The following is an 18,058-nucleotide window of genomic DNA, read 5'->3' on the forward strand; positions in this document are numbered from 1 at the left end:
GCTCAGTACTCGATTCTTTCGCGCCGCGACAGCCGCAGCGACAGGATCGCGAAACCGACGGTGAACAGGAACATCACGACCCCCAGGGCCGAGGCGTACCCGAAGCGGAAGTATTCGAAGGCGTTGCGGTAGATCTCGGCCGCCATGACCGTGGTCGACCAGTCGGGGCCGCCCTGCTGGTCGGTCATCACCCACACGATCGCGAAGACGTCCATGGCGAGGATGCCGAGGTAGACCCAGGCGACCTGGACGGTGTCCCACAGCAGCGGGAGCGTGACGCGGAAGAACAGGGTGATGCGGTTGGCCCCGTCGATCTGCGCGGCCTCGAACATGTCGCGGGGGATGCCCGCGAGGCCGGCCGAGAACAGCACGACGTAGAAGCCGACCGCCTGCCAGACCAGCACCCCGAGCACCGACCAGAACGCGACGTCCGGGTCGGACAGGAAGCCGACCGGCTCCAGCCCGAGCGCCATCAGCGGGCCGTTCAGCATGCCGCTGCCGTCGGGCCGGAACACCTGCTGGAACAGCACCGCCACGATCGTGACGGCCAGGACCTGCGGGAAGAAGAAGACCACCCGGTAGAAGGTGGACCCGCGGATGCCCGACACGCCCTGCCGTCCGCCCAGGTTGAGGAGGAAGGCGAAGAACAGGGCGATGACGATCGTCACGACGGGCAGCAGCACGAGCAGCGCGACGTTGTGGGTGACCGCCTTCCAGAAGACGCTGTCGCCGAGCAGCCGCTGGAAGTTGTCCAGGCCGATGAACGCCGGCGTGGCCGTCACGCCGCGCCAGTCGGTCATCGCGATGTAGAACGCCTGGAGGTTCGGCGAGATCACGTAGATGAGGTAGAGAGTCACCGGCGCCGCGAGGAACGCCGTGATGAACAGGCCGCGGCGGTACCGCTGGTAGAGGCTGACGCCGCGCCGGGGTTCCAGCGTCACAGGGCCGCGCCCCCTTGGGTGATGTCGGCTTCGGGCCTGTCGCCAGACCCGAAGCGCGGGCTGTGGGACGCCATGGTCAGCGCGTGTACTTCTTGATCGAGGAGTCGTTCTTGATCTCGTCGGCCTTCTTCTGCATGCGTTCGAGGTACGCCTGCGGGGTCAGGCCGCCCGACATCAGCTCACCGGTGGCGGCCTTGGCCTCGTCGTTGAGCGGGCCGTACCAGGCGAAGGCGCGGTAGTAGACGGTGTTGTCGCCCGCCGCGGCCACGGCCTGGGAGGCGCTGGTGACGCCCGGCGAGATCTCGCGGCCCTCGCTCGCGCCCTTCACCACGGTGACCGTCGTGACGAGCTCACTGAAGTCGCCGGCCGCCTTCTTCGACAGCATGCCGCGCAGGTACTCCATGCCGGCCTGCGGGTGGGCGCTCTTGGCGGAGACGATGAAGTTCTCGCCCGGCTGGGTGTGCAGCGTGCCGTACGGCATCGCGTCGGAGCCCGTCACGTCGGGGATGGGGAACATGGCGTACGCGAAGTCGTCGGGCGTGGTGGTCTTCTGCTCGTTCTCCAGCCAGGAGCCGCAGGGCAGCATGGCCACCTGGTACTTGTTCTGCGCGGTCTGCGTCTGCACGTGGTCGAGGCCGGCGGTGCCCTGCATGAGGTACTTCGCGCCCACCTCGGCCCACCTCTCGGCGGCGGCCTTCATGGGTTCGGCCGTCCAGGCGCCGTCCTCCAGGTTGTCGACGGCGACGAGCACCTCGTTGCCGCCGATCTTGGCTGCCATGGTGAGCAGCGGCTCGTACAGGTACTGCGGGTGCTTGCCGGCGTAGGTGAAGGGCGCCATCTTGCCGGACTTCTTGATGGTCTCGCACAGGGCGAGGAAGGCGTCCCAGGTCTTGGGGACCTCCCAGCCGTTGTCGGTGAAGACCTTCTGGGAGTACCAGATGCCGTGGATGTAGTTGACGTAGCCGAGGACGCTGAACTTGCCGTCGTAGGTGCCGATGTCGATCACGGACTGGTCGATGGTGTCGCGCACCTTGACGTTGGGGTCGTCCCAGCTCGGCGCGTCGAGCAGCGCGGTCAGGTCCTGGAGCTGCCCGTCCTGGGCGAGGGCGCCGAAGTCCATGGCGTTGGCGCCGGAGTTGTCGATCACCTCGGGCGGGTTGCCGCCGGCGAAGCGCGGCTGGAGGACCTTGGTGATCTCCTTGGTCGAGTTGTGCTTGACCTCGACGTTCGGGTACTTGCTCTTGAACAGCGGCTGGTGGATGTCGGTCGCGTACTGCTGGCCGAAGCCGCCGTCGAAGATCCAGACCTCGAGCGGCTTGCCGTCGGCGACGCCGAACGGGTTGGCCGCGCTGGTCGCCGCCGGGGCAGCGGAGGAGGTCGCGGGGGGCTGCGACGCCGGGGTGGCGCACGCGGCCAGCGCTCCGGCCGCGGGCACCAGCGCCGCCGCCCGAAGAAGATCACGCCTGCTGATGTGGGGGGTGTGAGGCATGGGGGCTTACTCCTGACTACTCATGAACCGCGCCTGATACGGCCTGCGTAACGGCTCTCCAGTCGTTGGTTGTGTTCGTCGCCGCCGGCCACGTTGGCCGACAGGTAGATGGGCGGCGTCTCGCCGAGCGCCACCAGCGCCTCCACCGCCTCGGTGACCATCATCTGCGCGAGCAGCGCCGAGGTGATCGTGGAGACGGCGCCGTAGCTGCCGCCGCCCGGCAGTTCGAAGACGGCGTCGCCGTACGGGGCGCCGTTGTCGAGCACCACGTCGGCCAGGTCGAGCAGCTTGCGGCCCGACGGGTGGCGCGAGGTCATCCGGGTGCTGTGCCGGACGGAGGTGATCGCGACGATCGGGTGTCCGCGGTCCTTGACGATCCTGGCCAGCTCGACCACGGTGCCGTTCACGCCGGAGCTGGAGATCAGTACGAACAGGTCCTGCGGGGCCACCGGCGCGAGGTCGTAGATCTCCTGCGCGACGGACGGGTCGCGCTCCAGCTCGGGGGTGAGCACGCTCGGCGGCCTGCCGCCGTACAGGACGAGGTCGCGGGGCGACAGGCGGTTGCTGGGGACCAGGCCCCCGGCCCGTCCGGCGATCTCCATGGCGATGGCCTCGGAGTGCCCCGACCCGAAGGCGTTCACCACGCCGTCGGCCCGGAGCGCGGCCACGAGGAGCGCCGACGCCTCGCTGACCGCCCCGGCCTGGCTCTCGGCGACCTCACGGGCGAGGTCGAGGACCTTGGATGCGTACGTCATTCAGCCTCTCTCCACGCGGTGGCTCTCGACCGCGCTCATCGTGCGCTCGAACGCCTCGTTCGTCCGTTCGTAGGTGCGCTGGGCGACCGCCGCGTACACGGCGTCCAGCACGAAGAGCTGGGAGTGGACGGCGGCCAGCCCGCCGAGCCGGAACGTGGTCTCCCTGCTGGCCGTGGTGAGCACGAGGTCTGCCAGCTCGGCCAGCGGGGAACGGGCGAAGGACGTCACGGCGACCGTCATGGCGCCGTGGCCGCCCGCCTCAGCCAGCGCCTCCATGACCTCGCGGGTACGGCCTCTGTGGCTGATGCCGACGGCCACGTCGCCCTGTTTGAGCAGCGCCGCCTCCGACAGCGCCACGTGGGCGTCGCCCGCGCCGTAGCCGGGGATGCCGATGCGGCGCAGCCGTCCCTCGAACATGGTGGCGACGTTTCCGCTGGTGGACACGCCGACGAGGAGCACCCGGGGCGCCGCCACGATGGCGTCGGCCACGCGGGCGACGACCGCGGGGTCGAGCTGGGCCGCGGTGTCCTGGACGAGCCGGGAGTCGGCCGCCGCCATGACCTGGATGACGCGGTCGAGAGGGTCATCAGGGCCGATCTCGTGGCCGACCCCGGCTCCCCAGCCCGCCTGGGCGGCCCGGCCGGTCTCGGTGGCGAGCGCGACGCGTAGTTCGGCGTAGCCGGAGAAGCCGAAGGCGCGGCAGAACCTGGTGACCGTCGCGGGCGAGCTGCCCGCGCGTTCGGCCAGCGCGATGATCGTGGAGCGGGCGGCTTCGGCGGGGTCGCCGAGAATCACTTCGCCGACCCTGCGCAAGGCTTCCGGCAATCCGGGTAGTTCCGTCTCGACGCGTCCAAGCGCTCCTGAAGTCACGAATATTCCTTCCGAATACTCGGTCTTCTGGCGAAAATTATTCTTGCTAACGAGTGACGTCAAGGCCCAGACTCTGACCGTGACCGAATCGCTAGTCGTCGGCGTCGACGCCGGCGCCACCTCCACCCGGGTCGCCGTCCACGCGCTCGACGGCACCCGAGTCGGTTACGCGCGCGCCGGGGCGGGCAACCCGAGCGCCCACGGGCTCGGCCGGGCGGTCACGGCGATCGAGACGGCGCTGCGGGCGGCCCTGCCGTCCGGCGGCGGGTACCGGGTGGTCGCGTCGGTGGCCGGGGTGGCCGGGCTCGTGGGCGAGGTGGCGCCCGCGCTGGCGAAGGTCTGGGACTGCGCCGGCATCTCCGACGGGCCGCGGTGCGTGGGTGACGTGCCCATCGCGTACGCGGCCGGGTCTCCTGAGCCGGAGGGGGCGCTCCTGCTGTCGGGCACGGGCGCGGTGGCGGCCAGGATCTCCGACTTCCAGCAGGTGGCCATCGCCGACGGGCTGGGCTGGCTGCTGGGCGACGCGGGTTCCGGCTTCTGGATCGGCCGCGCCGCGGCGAAGGCCGTGGTGGCCGCGCTCGACCGCGGACAGGATGAGGGCCTGCTGACCGAACTCGTCGTGGCCGACTTCTTCGGCGACGAGCGGCCCGCCGAGCCGCGCACGGTCGCCGGCCGCCTCGTCCGCATCGCGCAGGCCGACCACATGCGGCTGGCGTCGCTGGCGCGGCTGGTCAGCCGGGCCAGCGAGGAGGGCGACCCGACGGCGGTGGAGATCACGCGTGAGGCGGCCGCGCACCTGGTGGCGACGCTGCGGCGGGTGCACGTGTCGGGGCCTGTGGTGCTCGCGGGGAGCGTCCTGACCAACGACGGTCCGGTACGCCGGGCGGTGATCGAACTGCTCGGGGACGAGACGGCCATGACGGCGCGCGACGCGGCGGGCGCGGCGGCCTGGCTGGCGGCCCGCGACCTGCTCGCGGAGGACGCGGCCCGCGACCTGCATCCGCTGTTCACCGCCTGCGCCTAGACCGGCTCAGGTGGCCTCGCCCGACAGGAGCATGAACCAGACGACCATGGTCTTGGCGGGACGGCCGCGGGCGCACTCGTCGACCAGGGTCTGCCCGTCGGTGCGGCGGGTGCGGCGGATGAAGGCCTGGCCGTTGCCGTAGCACAGCTCGTAGAACGTGGGCCGGCAGTCGCAGGTGTAGGAGCGGACGCGGGCGGCCCCGCCGCTGCGGACGGGCTCCCAGTCGAGCTCGGTGTAGGCGGGCCCGCCGGGCACGTGGACGGCGTGGAACCGGTCGTCGTCCGGTGGGGCGGCAACGCCGTCACCAGGGCGGGTCTCGTTCATCGCGCCAGGCCTCCCCAGAGGACGTCGGGGCCGGCCCGTGCCGGCCCTCAGCAGGTCGGCACGAAGGTATATCCGGTCGTCCTCTCTTGTCTACATGGAGCGGCCTGTTCGTCACTACGGACGGAACGATATGAGAGCTCTTGCCCGTCTTGGCCTATGTTGCCTACGTGCTCGACTACGACGGTGACACGCACGTCTACCTCCAGATCGCCGACATCCTGCGGCGCCGGGTCGCCACGCTCTCGTCCGGCCATCCGGTGCCGAGCGAGGCCGAGATCCAGCAGGAGTTCGGCGTCGCCAGGACGACCGCCAGGCGCGCGGTCCACGTGCTGCGCGAGGAGGGGCTCATCTACACCGTCCACGGGGAGGGGTCGTTCGTCGGCCCGCCCGCGGGAGCCCCGCGCAAGCAGCGCAAGGTGCCGCTCTACCAGCAGATCGCCGCGGACGTCGCCGACCAGATCAAGGCCGGCGAGTTCCTCCCCCGCCGCCCCATTCCGGGCGAGACGGCGCTCGTGAAGCAGTACGACGTCGCCCGCGAGACCGTGCGGCGGGCCATGGCGCTGCTGCGCGAGCAGGGCTGGATCTACACCGTCGCCCAGCGCGGCAGCTACGTCTCCCCGAAGGACTCCTGGCCGGCCGGGTGAATTCGCCTGACCGAACGTATCCGCACGTCTAGTCTGGAGTGATGCTCGACCGCGACGGACCCGTCCCGCTCTACGTGCAGGTAGCGGACGTCGTCCAGGAACGGATCACGGGCGGGCGGCTGCGCACCGGCGACGCGGTGCCGAGCGAGGCCGCCCTGGAGGCGGAGTTCGGCATCGCCAAAACCACCGCGCGCAACGTCGCCAGGGAGCTGCGCCGGCGCGGGCTCGTCCACACCGTGCCGGGCGAGGGCACGTTCGTGGGGCCGCCCGGCGTGCCGCGCCGCAAGCCGACGAGGGCCCTGCACGTCCTCGTCCGCGACGACCTCGTCGCCCGGATCAGGCGCGGCGAGCTGCGGCCCAACCGCGCGCTGCCCGCCGAGACCACCCTGATGCGGCAGTACGGCATCGCCAAGTCGACGGCGCGCCGGGTGCTCGCGCTGCTGCTCGAACAGCGCTGGGCCGTCACGGTGCCGCACCGGGGCGCGTGCGTCTCCGACCCCGGCGACTGGCCCACCACCTGACCGGCCTTGAGTGGTCGCAGGAAGGGAGCCGGCCCTTGTCACAGAAGGGAGTTGGCCCGCAGGGTCGCGATCGCCCCGACCGTCGCGGCGCCGCGCCACTCCATCGCCCCGGCCGGTGAGACGCGCAGGAAGTCGACCTCCCAGCCGCCGTCGGCCCGCTGCTCCCCCGCCAGGCGGGCGAGGTCGGCCTCGATCACGCCGGGGTCGAACAGCGCGCGGGCGGCGCCTGGTTCGGGCGCGAAGTCGAGCGGGCGCAGCGCCTCGTCCTCGGTGCCGCCCGCCACGCCGACCCTGCCGTCCTCGGGGATGAAGGCGCCGAGCCGTTTGAGCAGGTCGGCGGCGGCGGGCCGGCTGTCGTGCACGGCGTCGAGGAAACGCACCGCGAACGCCAGCACGTACGCGTGCGGCGGCTCCTCGATCGCGCGGATCGCCTCGAAGCAGTAGCGGGTGGCGCGTTCCAGCCACGGGTGCGCCGCCACGGCGGGGTCGTGGGCGGCGACGCGGTGCGCGGCCGCCGCCGACACGGCGGTGATCTGCAGCGACGACACTGCCGGATCGGCGCCCGCCCACCAGGGGGCGGTGGCGGCCTGGTCGCCCATGGGCAGCGCGAACGGCAGCCCGCCGTCGGGGAGCGTCACCGACTCCAGCCAGTCGCACAGCGCCACGGCCTGCGGCGCCGTAACCGGGGCGATCTCCTCGAACACCTGGAACGCGTGCAGCGCTGCCCCCGGCTGGCTCTCCGAAGCGCGCAGGTCGGGCTCCAGCCCCCAGCCGTAGCCGCCGTCGGCGTTGCGGTAGCCGTCCAGCGGGGCCAGGACGCCCGCCGCGTCGCCCCGGCCCATGAGCAGGTCGTAACGGCGGCGGTCGAGTACTCGCGCGTGCCCGGCCAGGAAGGCGGGCACCGCGGACAGGTTCACGATCATGCCGTCATCGTGCCCGTCCTCACGGCCTGGGTTCTTGTCCGTTTCGGACGCGCCTCGCCGGCGGAGCCGGGCGGCGGCCGGACAATGGCGAGATGACGGACACGGGACGGGCCGCGCGGGCGCGCTTCGCCGGGCAGCGGGTGGCCCGGCTGGCCACGGCCGACGCCTCGGGGCGGCCCCACGTGGTGCCCGTCACGTTCGCCGTGCTCGGCGAGCGGGTGGTGACGGCGGTCGACCACAAGCCCAAGACCACCACCACCGGGCTGCGGCGGCTGCGCGACATCCGCGAGAACCCCGCCGTCAGCCTGCTGGCCGACCACTACGAGGACGACTGGACGCACCTGTGGTGGGCCCGCGCCGACGGGACCGCCCGGGTGACCGAGGAGGGCGCCGACCGGGAGGCCGCGCTCGACGCGCTCGTGGCGAAGTACGTCCAGTACCGCGAGCACCGCCCGGCGGGGCCGGTGATCATCGTGGACGTGACCCGCTGGAGCGCCTGGTCCGCCACCCCCTGAACCGGTGCCCCTGCAAGGCACTGCTCCTGGCCGCGGCTCCGGCGGGATGCACGATCTATAGTCACGCGTATGGATCTCGGCATCTCGGGCAAGGTCGCCCTCGTCACCGGAGGCAGCGCGGGCATCGGCCTCGCCGCGGCCAAGAGCCTCGCGCGGGAGGGCTGCAACGTCTGCGTCAGCGCCCGCGAACCGGAGAAGCTCGCCGACGCGGTGGTCGAGCTGCAGGAGTTCGGCACCGTCGTGCACGCCGTGCTGGCCGACGTCGAGGACCCGTCCGCGGCCCGGCGGGTGGTCGAGGAGACGCGCGACGTGCTCGGGCCGGTCGACATCCTGGTCGCCAACGCGGGCGGGCCGCCGCCCGGCCGCTTCGACGAGGTCGGGCTCGCCGAATGGGACGTCGCCGTCCAGCGCAACCTTCTCGGCACCGTACGGCTCGCGCACGCGGTGCTGCCCGAGATGCGCTCGCGCGGCTGGGGACGGATCATCACGATCACCAGCCGGTCGGCCCGCGAGGCGCTCGACGGCCTCGTGCTGTCCAACGCCACCCGCTCGGCCGTGGCGGGCGTGGTGCGCAGCCTGGCCCGCGAGGTGGGCCGTGACGGGGTGCTGGTCAACAACGTGCTGCCGGGCCCGATCGACACCGAACGGCTGCGGCGGGTGGCCGGCGACGACGAGGTGCTGCGCCGCCGCGCCGAAGAGGTGCCGGTGGGCCGCATCGGCCGCGCCGAGGAGGTCGGCGACGTGGTGGCGTTCCTCGCCGGCGAGCGGGCCTCGTTCGTGAACGGGGTGTCGCTGCTGGTCGACGGCGGTGAGAGCCGGGTGATCGCCTGACGCGTACGTGACCGCCCCGGCCGTCCGGTTCACCGGAAAGCACATGACATGCTTCCCATAGGAGCCGATAAGGGGGCGGGGAACATGGAAAAGCCGATCATCGTGACCGTCGACGACGATCCGGGCGTCTCACGGGCCGTCGCCCGCGACTTGAGACGCCGCTACGGGCAGCAGTACCGGATCGTCCGCGCCGAGACCGCGGCCGACGGCATGGGCGCGGTCAGGGAGATGCGGCTGCGCGGCGACGACGTGGCGGCCATCCTGGCCGACTACCGGATGCCGCAGATGAACGGCGTGCAGTTCCTGGAGGCCGCGATGGACCTCTACCCGTACGCGCGCCGCGTGTTGCTGACCGCCTACGCCGACACCGACGCGGCGATCCAGGCAATAAATGTGGTCGATCTGGACCATTATTTGCTAAAGCCTTGGGACCCGCCGGAGGAGAAGTTCTACCCGGTGATCGACGGCCAGCTCGACGCGTGGATGCGTACCGACCGGGTCGAGCGCACCCAGCTGCGGGTGGTGGGCGACCGGTGGTCGGCGCAGTCGTACCGGGTGCGCGACTTCCTGTCCCGCAACCACGTGCCGTACCAGTGGCTGCTGGCCGACGACCCCGAGGGCGCGCAGCTGGTGAAGGCCGCGGGCGAGGGCTGTCACCTGCCGCTGGTCGTGACCGCCGAGGGCGAGACGCTGGAGTCGCCCGACCAGGCGACGCTGGCCAGTGTGGTGGGGCTGTCCACGACGCCGGCGACCGACTTCTACGACCTGATCGTGGTGGGCGGCGGGCCCGCCGGGCTGGGCGCGGCGGTGTACGGCGCCTCAGAGGGGCTCAAGACCGTCCTGGTCGAGGCGTACTCGTCCGGCGGGCAGGCGGGGCAGAGCTCGCGGATCGAGAACTACCTGGGCTTCCCCGACGGCGTCTCCGGGCAGCAGCTCGCCGACCGGGCGCGGCGGCAGGCGCTGAAGTTCGGCGCCGAGCTGCTGACCGCGCGCAAGGTGACCAGCCTGGAGCCGCGCGGCCAGGCGCGCGTGGTGGGCTTCAAGGACGGCGGCGAGATCGCCGCGCACGCCGTGATCCTGGCGACCGGCGTCACCTACCGCCGGCTGGAGGCGCCAGGCCTGGACGACTTCGTCGGGCGTGGCGTCTACTACGGCGCCGCCATGACCGAGGCGCCGTCGTGCCAGGACTGCGACGTCTACATCGTGGGAGCGGCCAACTCGGCGGGGCAGGCGGCGGTCTACCTGTCGCAGTACGCCAGCAGGGTCCACCTCGTGGTGCGCGGCGACGGGCTGGAGAAGTCCATGTCGCACTACCTCATCGAGCAGATCACCGCGCAGCCCAACATCGAGGTGCACCTGGAGACCCAGGTCGTGGCAGGGTCGGGCGACGGCCATCTGGAGCAGCTGACCCTGTCGAACAAGGGCGAGGAGCGCACGGTCGACGCGCAGTGGCTGTTCGTGTTCATCGGGGCCGAGCCGTACACGGCGTGGCTGGGCGACACGATCGAGCGCGACGCGCGCGGGTTCGTCCTGACCGGGCCCGACCTCGTGCAGAGCGGGAAGCGGCCGCGCAACTGGCCGCTACGGCGCGAGCCGTACTACCTGGAGACGAACGTCCCAGGGGTGCTGGCCGCGGGTGACGTGCGCGCCGAGTCGATCAAGAGGGTGGCCTCGGCCGTCGGCGAGGGCGCCATGGCCGTGGCGCTGGTGCACCGCTACCTGGAGAAGCAATGACCGAGATCGAGACGCACATCGACATCGACGAGCTGCGCAAGCTCTTCCTGTTCGAGCGGCTCTCCGACGACCAGCTCACCACGCTGGCCGCCAGCGGCCGGGTACGGGCGTACGAGCAGGACGAGGACATCGTCCGGCAGGGCGAGCCGGCCGAGTGCTTCGCCGTGCTGATCGAGGGCGAGGTCCAGATGATCAGCCAGACGGTGAGCGCGGGCACCGTCGCGATGCCGCGCACGTCGCAGCCGGGTGTCTACGGCGGCGCCACCTCCGCCTACCTCGGCGACCGCGCGCCGCTGACCTACCAGCACACGCTGCGCGCCACCGCGCCTTCGCGGGTGTTCATGCTGTCCGCGCGGAAGTTCGGCTACATCGTCACCGAATGGTTCCCGATGGCGATGCACCTGCTCGACGGGCTGACGTCGGGCGGGCGCATGCAGCGGGAGGTCATCGACAGGCGGCAGCGGCTGACGGCGCTCGGCACGATCACGGCCGGGCTGACCCACGAGCTGAACAACCCGGCGGCGGCGGCCGTACGGGCGGTGGGCGAGCTGCGCTCGCTGGTCAAGCGTGCCCGCCGCCAGCTCGCCCAGCTCACCGAGGACGGCATCCCTCCAGAGCGGCTGCGCGCGCTGATCGAGGCGCAGGAGGCGTGCACGGTCCAGCTGACCACCCAGCCGAAGCGCTCCCCCATGGAGATCGCCGACGCCGAGGACGAACTCGGCGAGGCGCTGGAGGAGCTCGGCGTCGCGAACGCATGGGACCTGGCCCCGCCGCTGGTCACGGCCGGTTTCACCATCGACTACCTGCACAAGATCCGCGCCAAGGTGGGTGAGGAGCACACGGCCGGTGCGCTCAACTGGCTGACCATGGCGATCGAGATCGCGCAGATGCTCAACGAGGTGACCGACGCGACCGACCGCATCACCACGCTGATCGGCTCGGCCAAGCAGTACTCGCAGATGGACCGCGCGCCGTTCCAGCAGATCGACGTGCACGAGCTGCTCGACAGCACGGTCGCGATCTTCCGCGGGAAGATCCCGCCCGGCATCAGCCTGGTCACCGAGTACGACCACACGCTGCCGCCGATCCCCTGCTACGCGGGTGAGCTGAACCAGGTTTGGACCAACCTCATCCACAACGCGCTCGACGCCATGGGCCCGGAGGGCACGCTCACGATCCGCACCGCCCACGACGAGGACGAGGCCATCGTCGAGATCGGCGACACCGGCCACGGCGTGCCCGACGAGATCAAGGACCGCATCTTCGAGCCGTTCTTCACCACGAAGAGCGTGGGTGAGGGCACCGGACTCGGGCTGGACATCTCGTACCGGATCGTGGCGGGGCGGCACGGCGGCGAGATCAGGGTGCGTTCGGTGCCGGGCGACACGTGGTTCGAGGTGCGCCTGCCCCTGCGGGAGGCGGCCGCCGCCTGATCGCCGTCCGCCTCTGGAGCACCGCGCCGCCGTGTGATCCACTGGTACGGCCGGACAACGCTTCCGTGGAGGTCTGATGCACTGCGATCCTCGGTTCGCACGCGTACGAGAGGTGTTCGAGCGGCAGTTCGCCGACGGCGAGGAGCTGGGCGCGGGCTTCGCGGTCCACCTCGACGGCGAGCTGGTCGTCGACCTGTGGGACGGTCTGGCCGACCGGCGCACCGGCCGGGCCTGGGAGCGCGACACCCCGGCCTTCGCCTACTCGTGCACCAAGGCGATCACCGCCGCCGTCCTGCTGCGTCTCGCCGAGCAGGGCCTGGTGGACGTTTCCGCGCCGGTCGCGGACGTGTGGCCGGAGTTCGCGGCGGGCGGGAAGCGGTCCGTCACCGTCGCGCACCTGCTCAGCCACCAGGCCGGGTTGCCCGCGATCGACGATCGGGTGCCGGTGGAGGAGTTCGAGGACCATCCGGCCATCGCGGCGCGGCTGGCCCGGCAGGAGCCTGTCTGGGAGCCGGGCACGGCTCACGGCTACCACGCGCTCACGTACGGGTTCCTGATCGGCGAGGTGGTCCGGCGGGTGAGCGGCAAGTCGGTGGGCGACCTCGTGGCCGCCGAGATCGCCGGGCCGCTGCACCTCGATCTGTGGGTGGGCGCGCCGGACGACGTGGTCGCCCGTGCGGCGCGACTCAAGGCCGCCGACCGTCCTGCGCCCGGCACGCGACCGGCCACCCCGGCCGCCCCGGCCGGGAGGACCCCTGCCGCCGCGGGCGAGGGGGTCCCCGACCTGATGGCGGAGATGGCGCGGGCGGCGCTCGACCCCGGCAGCCTGATGAACCGGGCGCTCGGCAACCCCGGCATGCACCTGTTGGAGGGCGGCGCCAACAACCCGGTCATCCTGCGCGCGGGCTGGCCCGCGGCCGGGGTGGTCACCACCGCCCGCGGGCTCGCGGGCTTCTACCGCGCGCTGATCGCCGGAGAGATCCTGCGTCCTGAGACGCTGCGCGACGCGACGCGGCGACGGGTGGACGGCCCCGACCGGGTGCTGTTCGTGCAGAGTTCGTTCGGGCTCGGGTTCATGCGGCCGTCGATGATGTTCCCGATGCCGTCGGCGACGGCGTTCGGACACTCGGGCATGGGCGGCTCGCTCGGCATGGGCGACCCTGAGCACGGCCTCGGCATCGGCTACATCATGAACAGGATGAGCAACACGGCCACCGGCGGGCTGCGGGCCCTCAATCTGGTGCAGGCGGTGTACGACTCGCTGAAGTCACTGTAGGTCCCGACATGTTGACGGTGGGCGAAATATCGCCATCGTGACAACCTCCACCCCGGGTGAGACCGTCGAACCGGAGAGGGCTCGCCGATGGGGGTAGGACTTGGTCCCTGGTTACCGTGAATTACGCCAGCTCGGCGCGGGTCGCACCGGCCGGGTGTTCCTCGCCACGTACGAGGCGACCGGCGCGTACGTCGCGATCAAACACCTGAACGCCACGCTGCGCAGGGACGCCGAGTTCATGGACCGCTACCGCTCCGACACCCATCGGCTCGTCGACATCGACGACCCCCACGTGGTGCGGCTCTACGAGTACGTCGAGACCTCCGGCAGAGCCGCCCTCGTCATGGAGCTGGTCGACGGCGTCACGCTGCGCACGCTGCTGACCGAGCACGGCCGGACCAGCCCGGAGGCGGCGCTGGCCGTGCTGAAGAGCACCCTGCTGGCCCTGGCGGCCGCCCACGAGCGCGGCGTGCCGCACCGCGACGTCAAGCCGGAGAACATCCTCGTCCAGGCCGACGGCACCGGCAAGCTGGCCGACTTCGGCGTCGTGGTGCACGCCGAGGCGCCGGGCGTGCCCGCGGGGACGCCCGCGTACATGTCGCCCGAGCTCTGGACGCACCACCGCGCGGGTCCCCCGGCCGACCTGTACGCGGCGGCCTGCGTGCTGTTCGAGGCGGTCAGGGGGCGGCCGCCGTACCGGACGCATCAGGAGGAGCCGGACGTGTCCGCGCTGCGGGAGCGGCACCTGGAGGCGCCCGTGCCTCTGGAGGTGGCCCCCGACACGCTGCGCGACCTACTGAAGCGCGGGATGGCCAAGGACCCCGCGACGAGGTACGCCTCCGCCCGGCAGTTCGCGGCCGAGGTCGAGGAGGACGCGGTCGCCGGCTACGGCCCCGACTGGGAGAAGCGCGGGCGGCGGCACCTCGCGGAGCTGGCCACGTCGCTCGCCCTCACGTTCCCGTTGGCCAGGACCGAGCAGCAGGTGAGCGCCGGGGCCGGGCTCCGCGACCGGGCGGTGCGGGTGCCGCGCCTGCCGCCCCAGCTGTGGGTGGCGGGCGCGACGGTCGCGGCGGCGGCCCTGGCGATCATGGTGTCGGGCGGACGGCTGCCGCCCGGTCCAGGGACGATCCTCATCCCGCCGCCGGAGACGCGCACCGAGCCGGGGACGGCCGCGACCCAGCCCGCCGAGCCGCCTCCCACACCGCGCCCTGCGCGTTCCACCCGCGACGCCGCGACCACGACGGCCCGTCCCTCGGCGACCGCGTCCGGGCGCGCGCCGACGAGCCCGCCGCCTGCCTCCCGGAGCGTCGCGCCCCCGGTTCCGTCGCCCGCCCGCAGCCCCGTCACCTCGACGCCGGTCCCCTCGGTGCGGTCGGCCGCCATAGCCCGCTGGAACGGCAAGGCGGGGGCTATCAGGGTGGCGGCGACCGGGCCGGGGCCGGTGCGGCTGCGGATCGCGTACACGCGCAGGGACGGCGACGGGGGCGCGGTGCGGACGTTGCGCGAGGAGACCCGCGTCCTGCGCGGGAAGACCGCCTACACCAGCGAGGTCACGCACGCGCCGGGGGACGTCGGGTGCGGCGGGTCCGCGTACCTGGGGCTGGTCGTCATGACGGAACCCGCGGCGGCCAACGGGCCCCAGGTGTACGAGGTGGCGGTGCGGGGGCCCGAGTGCACCTTCCCGCCGACGCCGAGCGGCTCGCCCGACCCCACGCCGACGTCCGGGCCTTCGGCAAGCGGTTCACCGCAGTACGCGACCCCGTCAGGTCCGGGTGAGGCGCTCGTTCCGGCGTCCCCGGCCTTGGACGACGTGGACGTCGGGGACGGATAGCTACCTGTCACCTCAGGGTAGATCTTCCACCGTTGCACCCACCGACGTGGGACATTTCTGGCAACGTTTTGACCTGCGATTTCCAGACACGTACGGGCTTTGACCCGCTTTTTGCGTGATTCGCCAGGATGACGGCCAGGTAATCTCCTTTGGCCACAGAAGATGCCAACCATCCGGTTTCGCCACACTTGTCCCAGTGGGTGGGCCCGGTCTGCGCGGAAGGTTCTTCACGACGTCCATGCCCGAGATCAAGAAGTTCATCGACCTGCTCGAGAGCCAGCTCGGCTACCGCGAGAAGGGCGACGCGTACACCAAGTTCGGCCACTGGTACGGCCGGCACGTCGAGTCCGACGCCGCCTTCACCTCCGCGCCGTGGTGCGACATGTACATCTCCTGGGCCGCGTACAAGCTCGGCTACGAGAAGTGGATCGGGCAGTTCGCCTGGACGGTGGAGCACGCCAAGTGGTTCAAGAAGCAGGGCGCGTGGGGCAAGAAGCCCGAGGTGGGCGCGATCGTCTTCTACGACTGGGGCGGCACGCACGACATCGACCGCATCGACCACGTCGGCGTCGTCACGAAGGTCAAGGCCGGGCGCATCCACACCGTCGAGGGCAACGTGGACGGCGGCGTCGCCAAGCGCAAGGAACGCGACTCGAGCAAGGTGGTCGGGTACGGGTACCCCGAGCGCGTCAAGGAGCGGCTGGAGAAGAAGCAGAAGAAGGCCGGACAGCGCGATGGCACGATCCAGGTCCCCGAGGAGTCACTGGCCTCCCTGATCCCGCGCCCCCAGACCGGCCGGGCCGCATCGACCTCCCGCCTCGACTCCCTGGGCGTTGCGAAGCACGATCCCTCCGGCCGCGGCCAGGACCCCACCACCTCCCGCCCCTCCGACGACCGCACCGACGGCCGGGCGGAACCGCGCACAGGCTCGAAGGACCGTGCCGGTCAGCCTCCCACCGACACCCGGATCACCGGCAAGACCCCCGCCGATCCCCCGGCCCGAACTCACCTCCCCGCCGACTCCCTCGCCCAGAGCAGCTCCGCAGCACAGGGCACGCCGGGCCTCTACGCGGCACACGGCCCTGCCGGAGCAAAGGGCCCCGCCACCGGCCACGGCCCCGCCCGGCCGCAGGCGCCCGCCGCCGACGGGGGCCACGACCTCGCCGCGCCGCAGGGGGCCGCCGCCCGTCAGGGCGCCGGCGCTCCCGACGCCGCCGGTCCGGCCCCGCGCGAAGGCGCCCACCCGGAGCCGGGTTCCGGCCCCTCTTCCGTCCGGGACGGGGAGGGCCGGGCCGGGGCCACCTCAGCGGATGCGGCGAAGAAGGGCAAGCACGCCAAACCCACCACTGCCGACACCACGGCGGCGATCGCCGAACCGCTCCCCGCCGACGCGGACGCCTCCGCCACGGGCCCGCTGCCGATCATCGACTCGCCGACCCTGATCGGCTCCACCCTGGTGGCCGCGCTCACGCTGATCGCCGTGGCCAAGACCCGCCGTCTCCGCCTGAGCGCCGCCGTCGCCGCCGTCACGGGACCGCGGACGAGCGCATCCCGCGCCGCCCACCGCCGCCGACGCCGTCCGGCCGACAGACGTCTGCGCCGCCTGCTCGAATTCACGACCACCCCTGAACTTCTCCGTTCCCTGGACGCAGCCACGTCCACGGTCTCCGCGCAGGCCGCCACGGCACAGCCGCCCGCCTTCCGCGCCCCCGCCCGTCTCCGGACCGCCGCCCAGCTGGAGGCGGTCGCCTCACTGGAGGCCGCCTCGGCTGCCGTGTCCCTGGAAGTCCTCGCGTCGGGCGGGCCCGCGCCGTCCGGCGTGGTCCCGGTCCCGCGACCGGCCCCTCGCACGGAACCCACCGCGGCGTCGATGACCTTCGCGGGCTCGCACCGCGCCCCGAGAGCCGCCTCTGGCGACGGACTGCGGCGTGAGGGCCGAGAGGGCGTGCGGCGATCACGCGCCCGGCACGCCGCCCGGGGCGGCGGCGCGCGCCATGCCCGCCACCGCGACTTCCCGTACGAGACCCGCCCCTTCGACCTCGCCACGGACGGCGCCCCCGCCGCACCACAGCGCCACAACCACGCCGGCCACCCCACCGTCCCCGCAGCGCCGCAAGGCCGCGACCACGCCGGACACGCCGCCCACGGCCTTCTCGCCGCCCCGACAGGCCACCACCTCGCCGACCACCCCACCGGTCACCCCGCCGACCGCCCCGCGCACCACCCCATCGACCAGCCCGGACGCCGCTCGGGTCGCCACTCCACCGGTGGCGCCTTCACCCCTGCCTTCGCGCGCGACCCGTACGAGCCGGGCTTCGACCGGAGTCGGTACGCCTTCACCGACGACACCGGGCCGCTGGAGGTCGTCCTCGACACCGGGCCGCTGCGGCCGGTCGTGGACACCGGGGCGTTCGAGCGGGTCGTCATCCCGGCGGCCACGAGCGCGTTCGACGCGTTCAACCCGCCGAGACGCGGGCGCGGCGACATCCTGGATACTCCCGACCTGTCGGACCTCGTCGAGCAGACCGCCGCGTACCGGGGGCGCCGTCGTCGCCGCGCGTCCGACGAACGCCCCGCGTTCGCGGACCTCGCGCCGCGCGGCCGCCGTCACCGTACGGCGCCCCGCCTCGACGCCCACGGCGACCTCGTCGGCGCCGCCACCCACACCCCGGGCCGGCACCGCGCCTGACAAAAAGGCGCACCCGCCGAAAGCGGGAACTTCCCGCTCTCCTCTTTCGTCTGAACCAATCCGCGATAAAACCCATATATCCGGAAAGCTGGTCACTTGTCGCCAACCGTCTTACGCATCGTGTCCCTCGGTCTCATGCCCCTTCTCGTGGCCACGGGATGCGCGCTTCGACTCCCCCCGCAATCGGCCGACATCCACATTCCCGAGGCGACCGAACCGGCGCCGGAACAGGAAGAACCCGCGGTACACCTCGAGATC

General features: G+C 72.2%; 16 protein-coding genes. 10 read left to right on the top strand and 6 right to left on the bottom strand.

Annotated elements, in window-relative coordinates; genetic code table 11:
* Positions 1-2 precede the first annotated feature (2 nt).
* The 4 genes from BLR04_RS03325 to BLR04_RS03340 form a co-directional block, all read right to left on the bottom strand.
* Complete coding sequence (locus BLR04_RS03325) at positions 3-941, bottom strand: carbohydrate ABC transporter permease (protein ID WP_245739987.1); 939 nt, start codon at positions 939-941, stop codon at positions 3-5.
* 76 nt (positions 942-1,017) lie between these two features.
* The gene (gene ngcE / locus BLR04_RS03330) at positions 1,018-2,430 is read right to left on the bottom strand and encodes an N-acetylglucosamine/diacetylchitobiose ABC transporter substrate-binding protein (protein ID WP_090759347.1); all 1,413 of its coding nucleotides are present in this window, start codon (positions 2,428-2,430) and stop codon (positions 1,018-1,020) included.
* Between the two features lie 20 nt (positions 2,431-2,450).
* Complete coding sequence (locus tag BLR04_RS03335) at positions 2,451-3,185, bottom strand: sugar isomerase domain-containing protein (protein WP_090759348.1); 735 nt, start codon at positions 3,183-3,185, stop codon at positions 2,451-2,453.
* The gene (locus BLR04_RS03340) at positions 3,186-4,055 is read right to left on the bottom strand and encodes a MurR/RpiR family transcriptional regulator (RefSeq protein WP_090759350.1); all 870 of its coding nucleotides are present in this window, start codon (positions 4,053-4,055) and stop codon (positions 3,186-3,188) included.
* Positions 4,056-4,134: 79 nt separating this feature from the next.
* Here BLR04_RS03340 and BLR04_RS03345 point away from each other — a divergent pair, with 79 nt between their 5' ends.
* The gene (locus BLR04_RS03345) at positions 4,135-5,079 is read left to right on the top strand and encodes an N-acetylglucosamine kinase (protein WP_176902908.1); all 945 of its coding nucleotides are present in this window, start codon (positions 4,135-4,137) and stop codon (positions 5,077-5,079) included.
* Positions 5,080-5,085: 6 nt separating this feature from the next.
* On the opposite strand, the gene BLR04_RS03350 is transcribed toward BLR04_RS03345, so the two are convergent.
* Entirely contained in the window at positions 5,086-5,403 is a 318-nt protein-coding gene (locus BLR04_RS03350; protein WP_090759354.1) for a hypothetical protein, read from the bottom strand.
* 167 nt (positions 5,404-5,570) lie between these two features.
* Here BLR04_RS03350 and BLR04_RS03355 point away from each other — a divergent pair, with 167 nt between their 5' ends.
* Positions 5,571-6,047, top strand: a complete 477-nt coding sequence (locus tag BLR04_RS03355) for a GntR family transcriptional regulator (protein ID WP_245739989.1) — start codon at positions 5,571-5,573, stop codon at positions 6,045-6,047.
* Between the two features lie 41 nt (positions 6,048-6,088).
* Positions 6,089-6,568: a GntR family transcriptional regulator gene (locus BLR04_RS03360; RefSeq protein WP_090759357.1), complete on the top strand. Its 480-nt coding sequence runs from the start codon at positions 6,089-6,091 to the stop codon at positions 6,566-6,568.
* A 38-nt stretch (positions 6,569-6,606) separates the two neighbouring features.
* Here the strand turns inward: BLR04_RS03360 and BLR04_RS03365 are convergent, their stop codons facing one another.
* The gene (locus BLR04_RS03365; protein ID WP_090759359.1) at positions 6,607-7,491 is read right to left on the bottom strand and encodes a hypothetical protein; all 885 of its coding nucleotides are present in this window, start codon (positions 7,489-7,491) and stop codon (positions 6,607-6,609) included.
* Positions 7,492-7,583: 92 nt separating this feature from the next.
* Here BLR04_RS03365 and BLR04_RS03370 point away from each other — a divergent pair, with 92 nt between their 5' ends.
* From BLR04_RS03370 to BLR04_RS03400, 7 genes are all read left to right on the top strand, one after another.
* Positions 7,584-8,006, top strand: coding sequence for a TIGR03668 family PPOX class F420-dependent oxidoreductase (locus BLR04_RS03370; RefSeq protein WP_090759361.1), 423 nt, complete (start codon positions 7,584-7,586; stop codon positions 8,004-8,006).
* Between the two features lie 69 nt (positions 8,007-8,075).
* Positions 8,076-8,837, top strand: coding sequence for an SDR family NAD(P)-dependent oxidoreductase (locus BLR04_RS03375; protein WP_090759363.1), 762 nt, complete (start codon positions 8,076-8,078; stop codon positions 8,835-8,837).
* An 84-nt stretch (positions 8,838-8,921) separates the two neighbouring features.
* The gene (locus BLR04_RS03380; RefSeq protein WP_090759365.1) at positions 8,922-10,571 is read left to right on the top strand and encodes an NAD(P)/FAD-dependent oxidoreductase; all 1,650 of its coding nucleotides are present in this window, start codon (positions 8,922-8,924) and stop codon (positions 10,569-10,571) included.
* On the top strand, positions 10,568-12,004 hold the full coding sequence (locus BLR04_RS03385) for an ATP-binding protein (RefSeq protein ID WP_090759367.1): 1,437 nt from the start codon (positions 10,568-10,570) through the stop codon (positions 12,002-12,004). The genes BLR04_RS03380 and BLR04_RS03385 overlap by 4 nt, the downstream gene beginning before the upstream one ends.
* 76 nt (positions 12,005-12,080) lie before the next feature.
* On the top strand, positions 12,081-13,280 hold the full coding sequence (locus BLR04_RS03390; RefSeq protein WP_090759370.1) for a serine hydrolase domain-containing protein: 1,200 nt from the start codon (positions 12,081-12,083) through the stop codon (positions 13,278-13,280).
* Between the two features lie 100 nt (positions 13,281-13,380).
* The gene (locus tag BLR04_RS03395; protein ID WP_090759372.1) at positions 13,381-15,111 is read left to right on the top strand and encodes a serine/threonine-protein kinase; all 1,731 of its coding nucleotides are present in this window, start codon (positions 13,381-13,383) and stop codon (positions 15,109-15,111) included.
* A 238-nt stretch (positions 15,112-15,349) separates the two neighbouring features.
* Positions 15,350-17,800 (top strand): CHAP domain-containing protein, encoded by a 2,451-nt coding sequence (locus tag BLR04_RS03400; protein ID WP_090759374.1) that lies wholly within the window; start codon positions 15,350-15,352, stop codon positions 17,798-17,800.
* Positions 17,801-18,058: the final 258 nt, after the last annotated feature.

This window comes from Nonomuraea maritima (assembly GCF_900100395.1).
Lineage (GTDB): Bacteria > Actinomycetota > Actinomycetes > Streptosporangiales > Streptosporangiaceae > Nonomuraea > Nonomuraea maritima.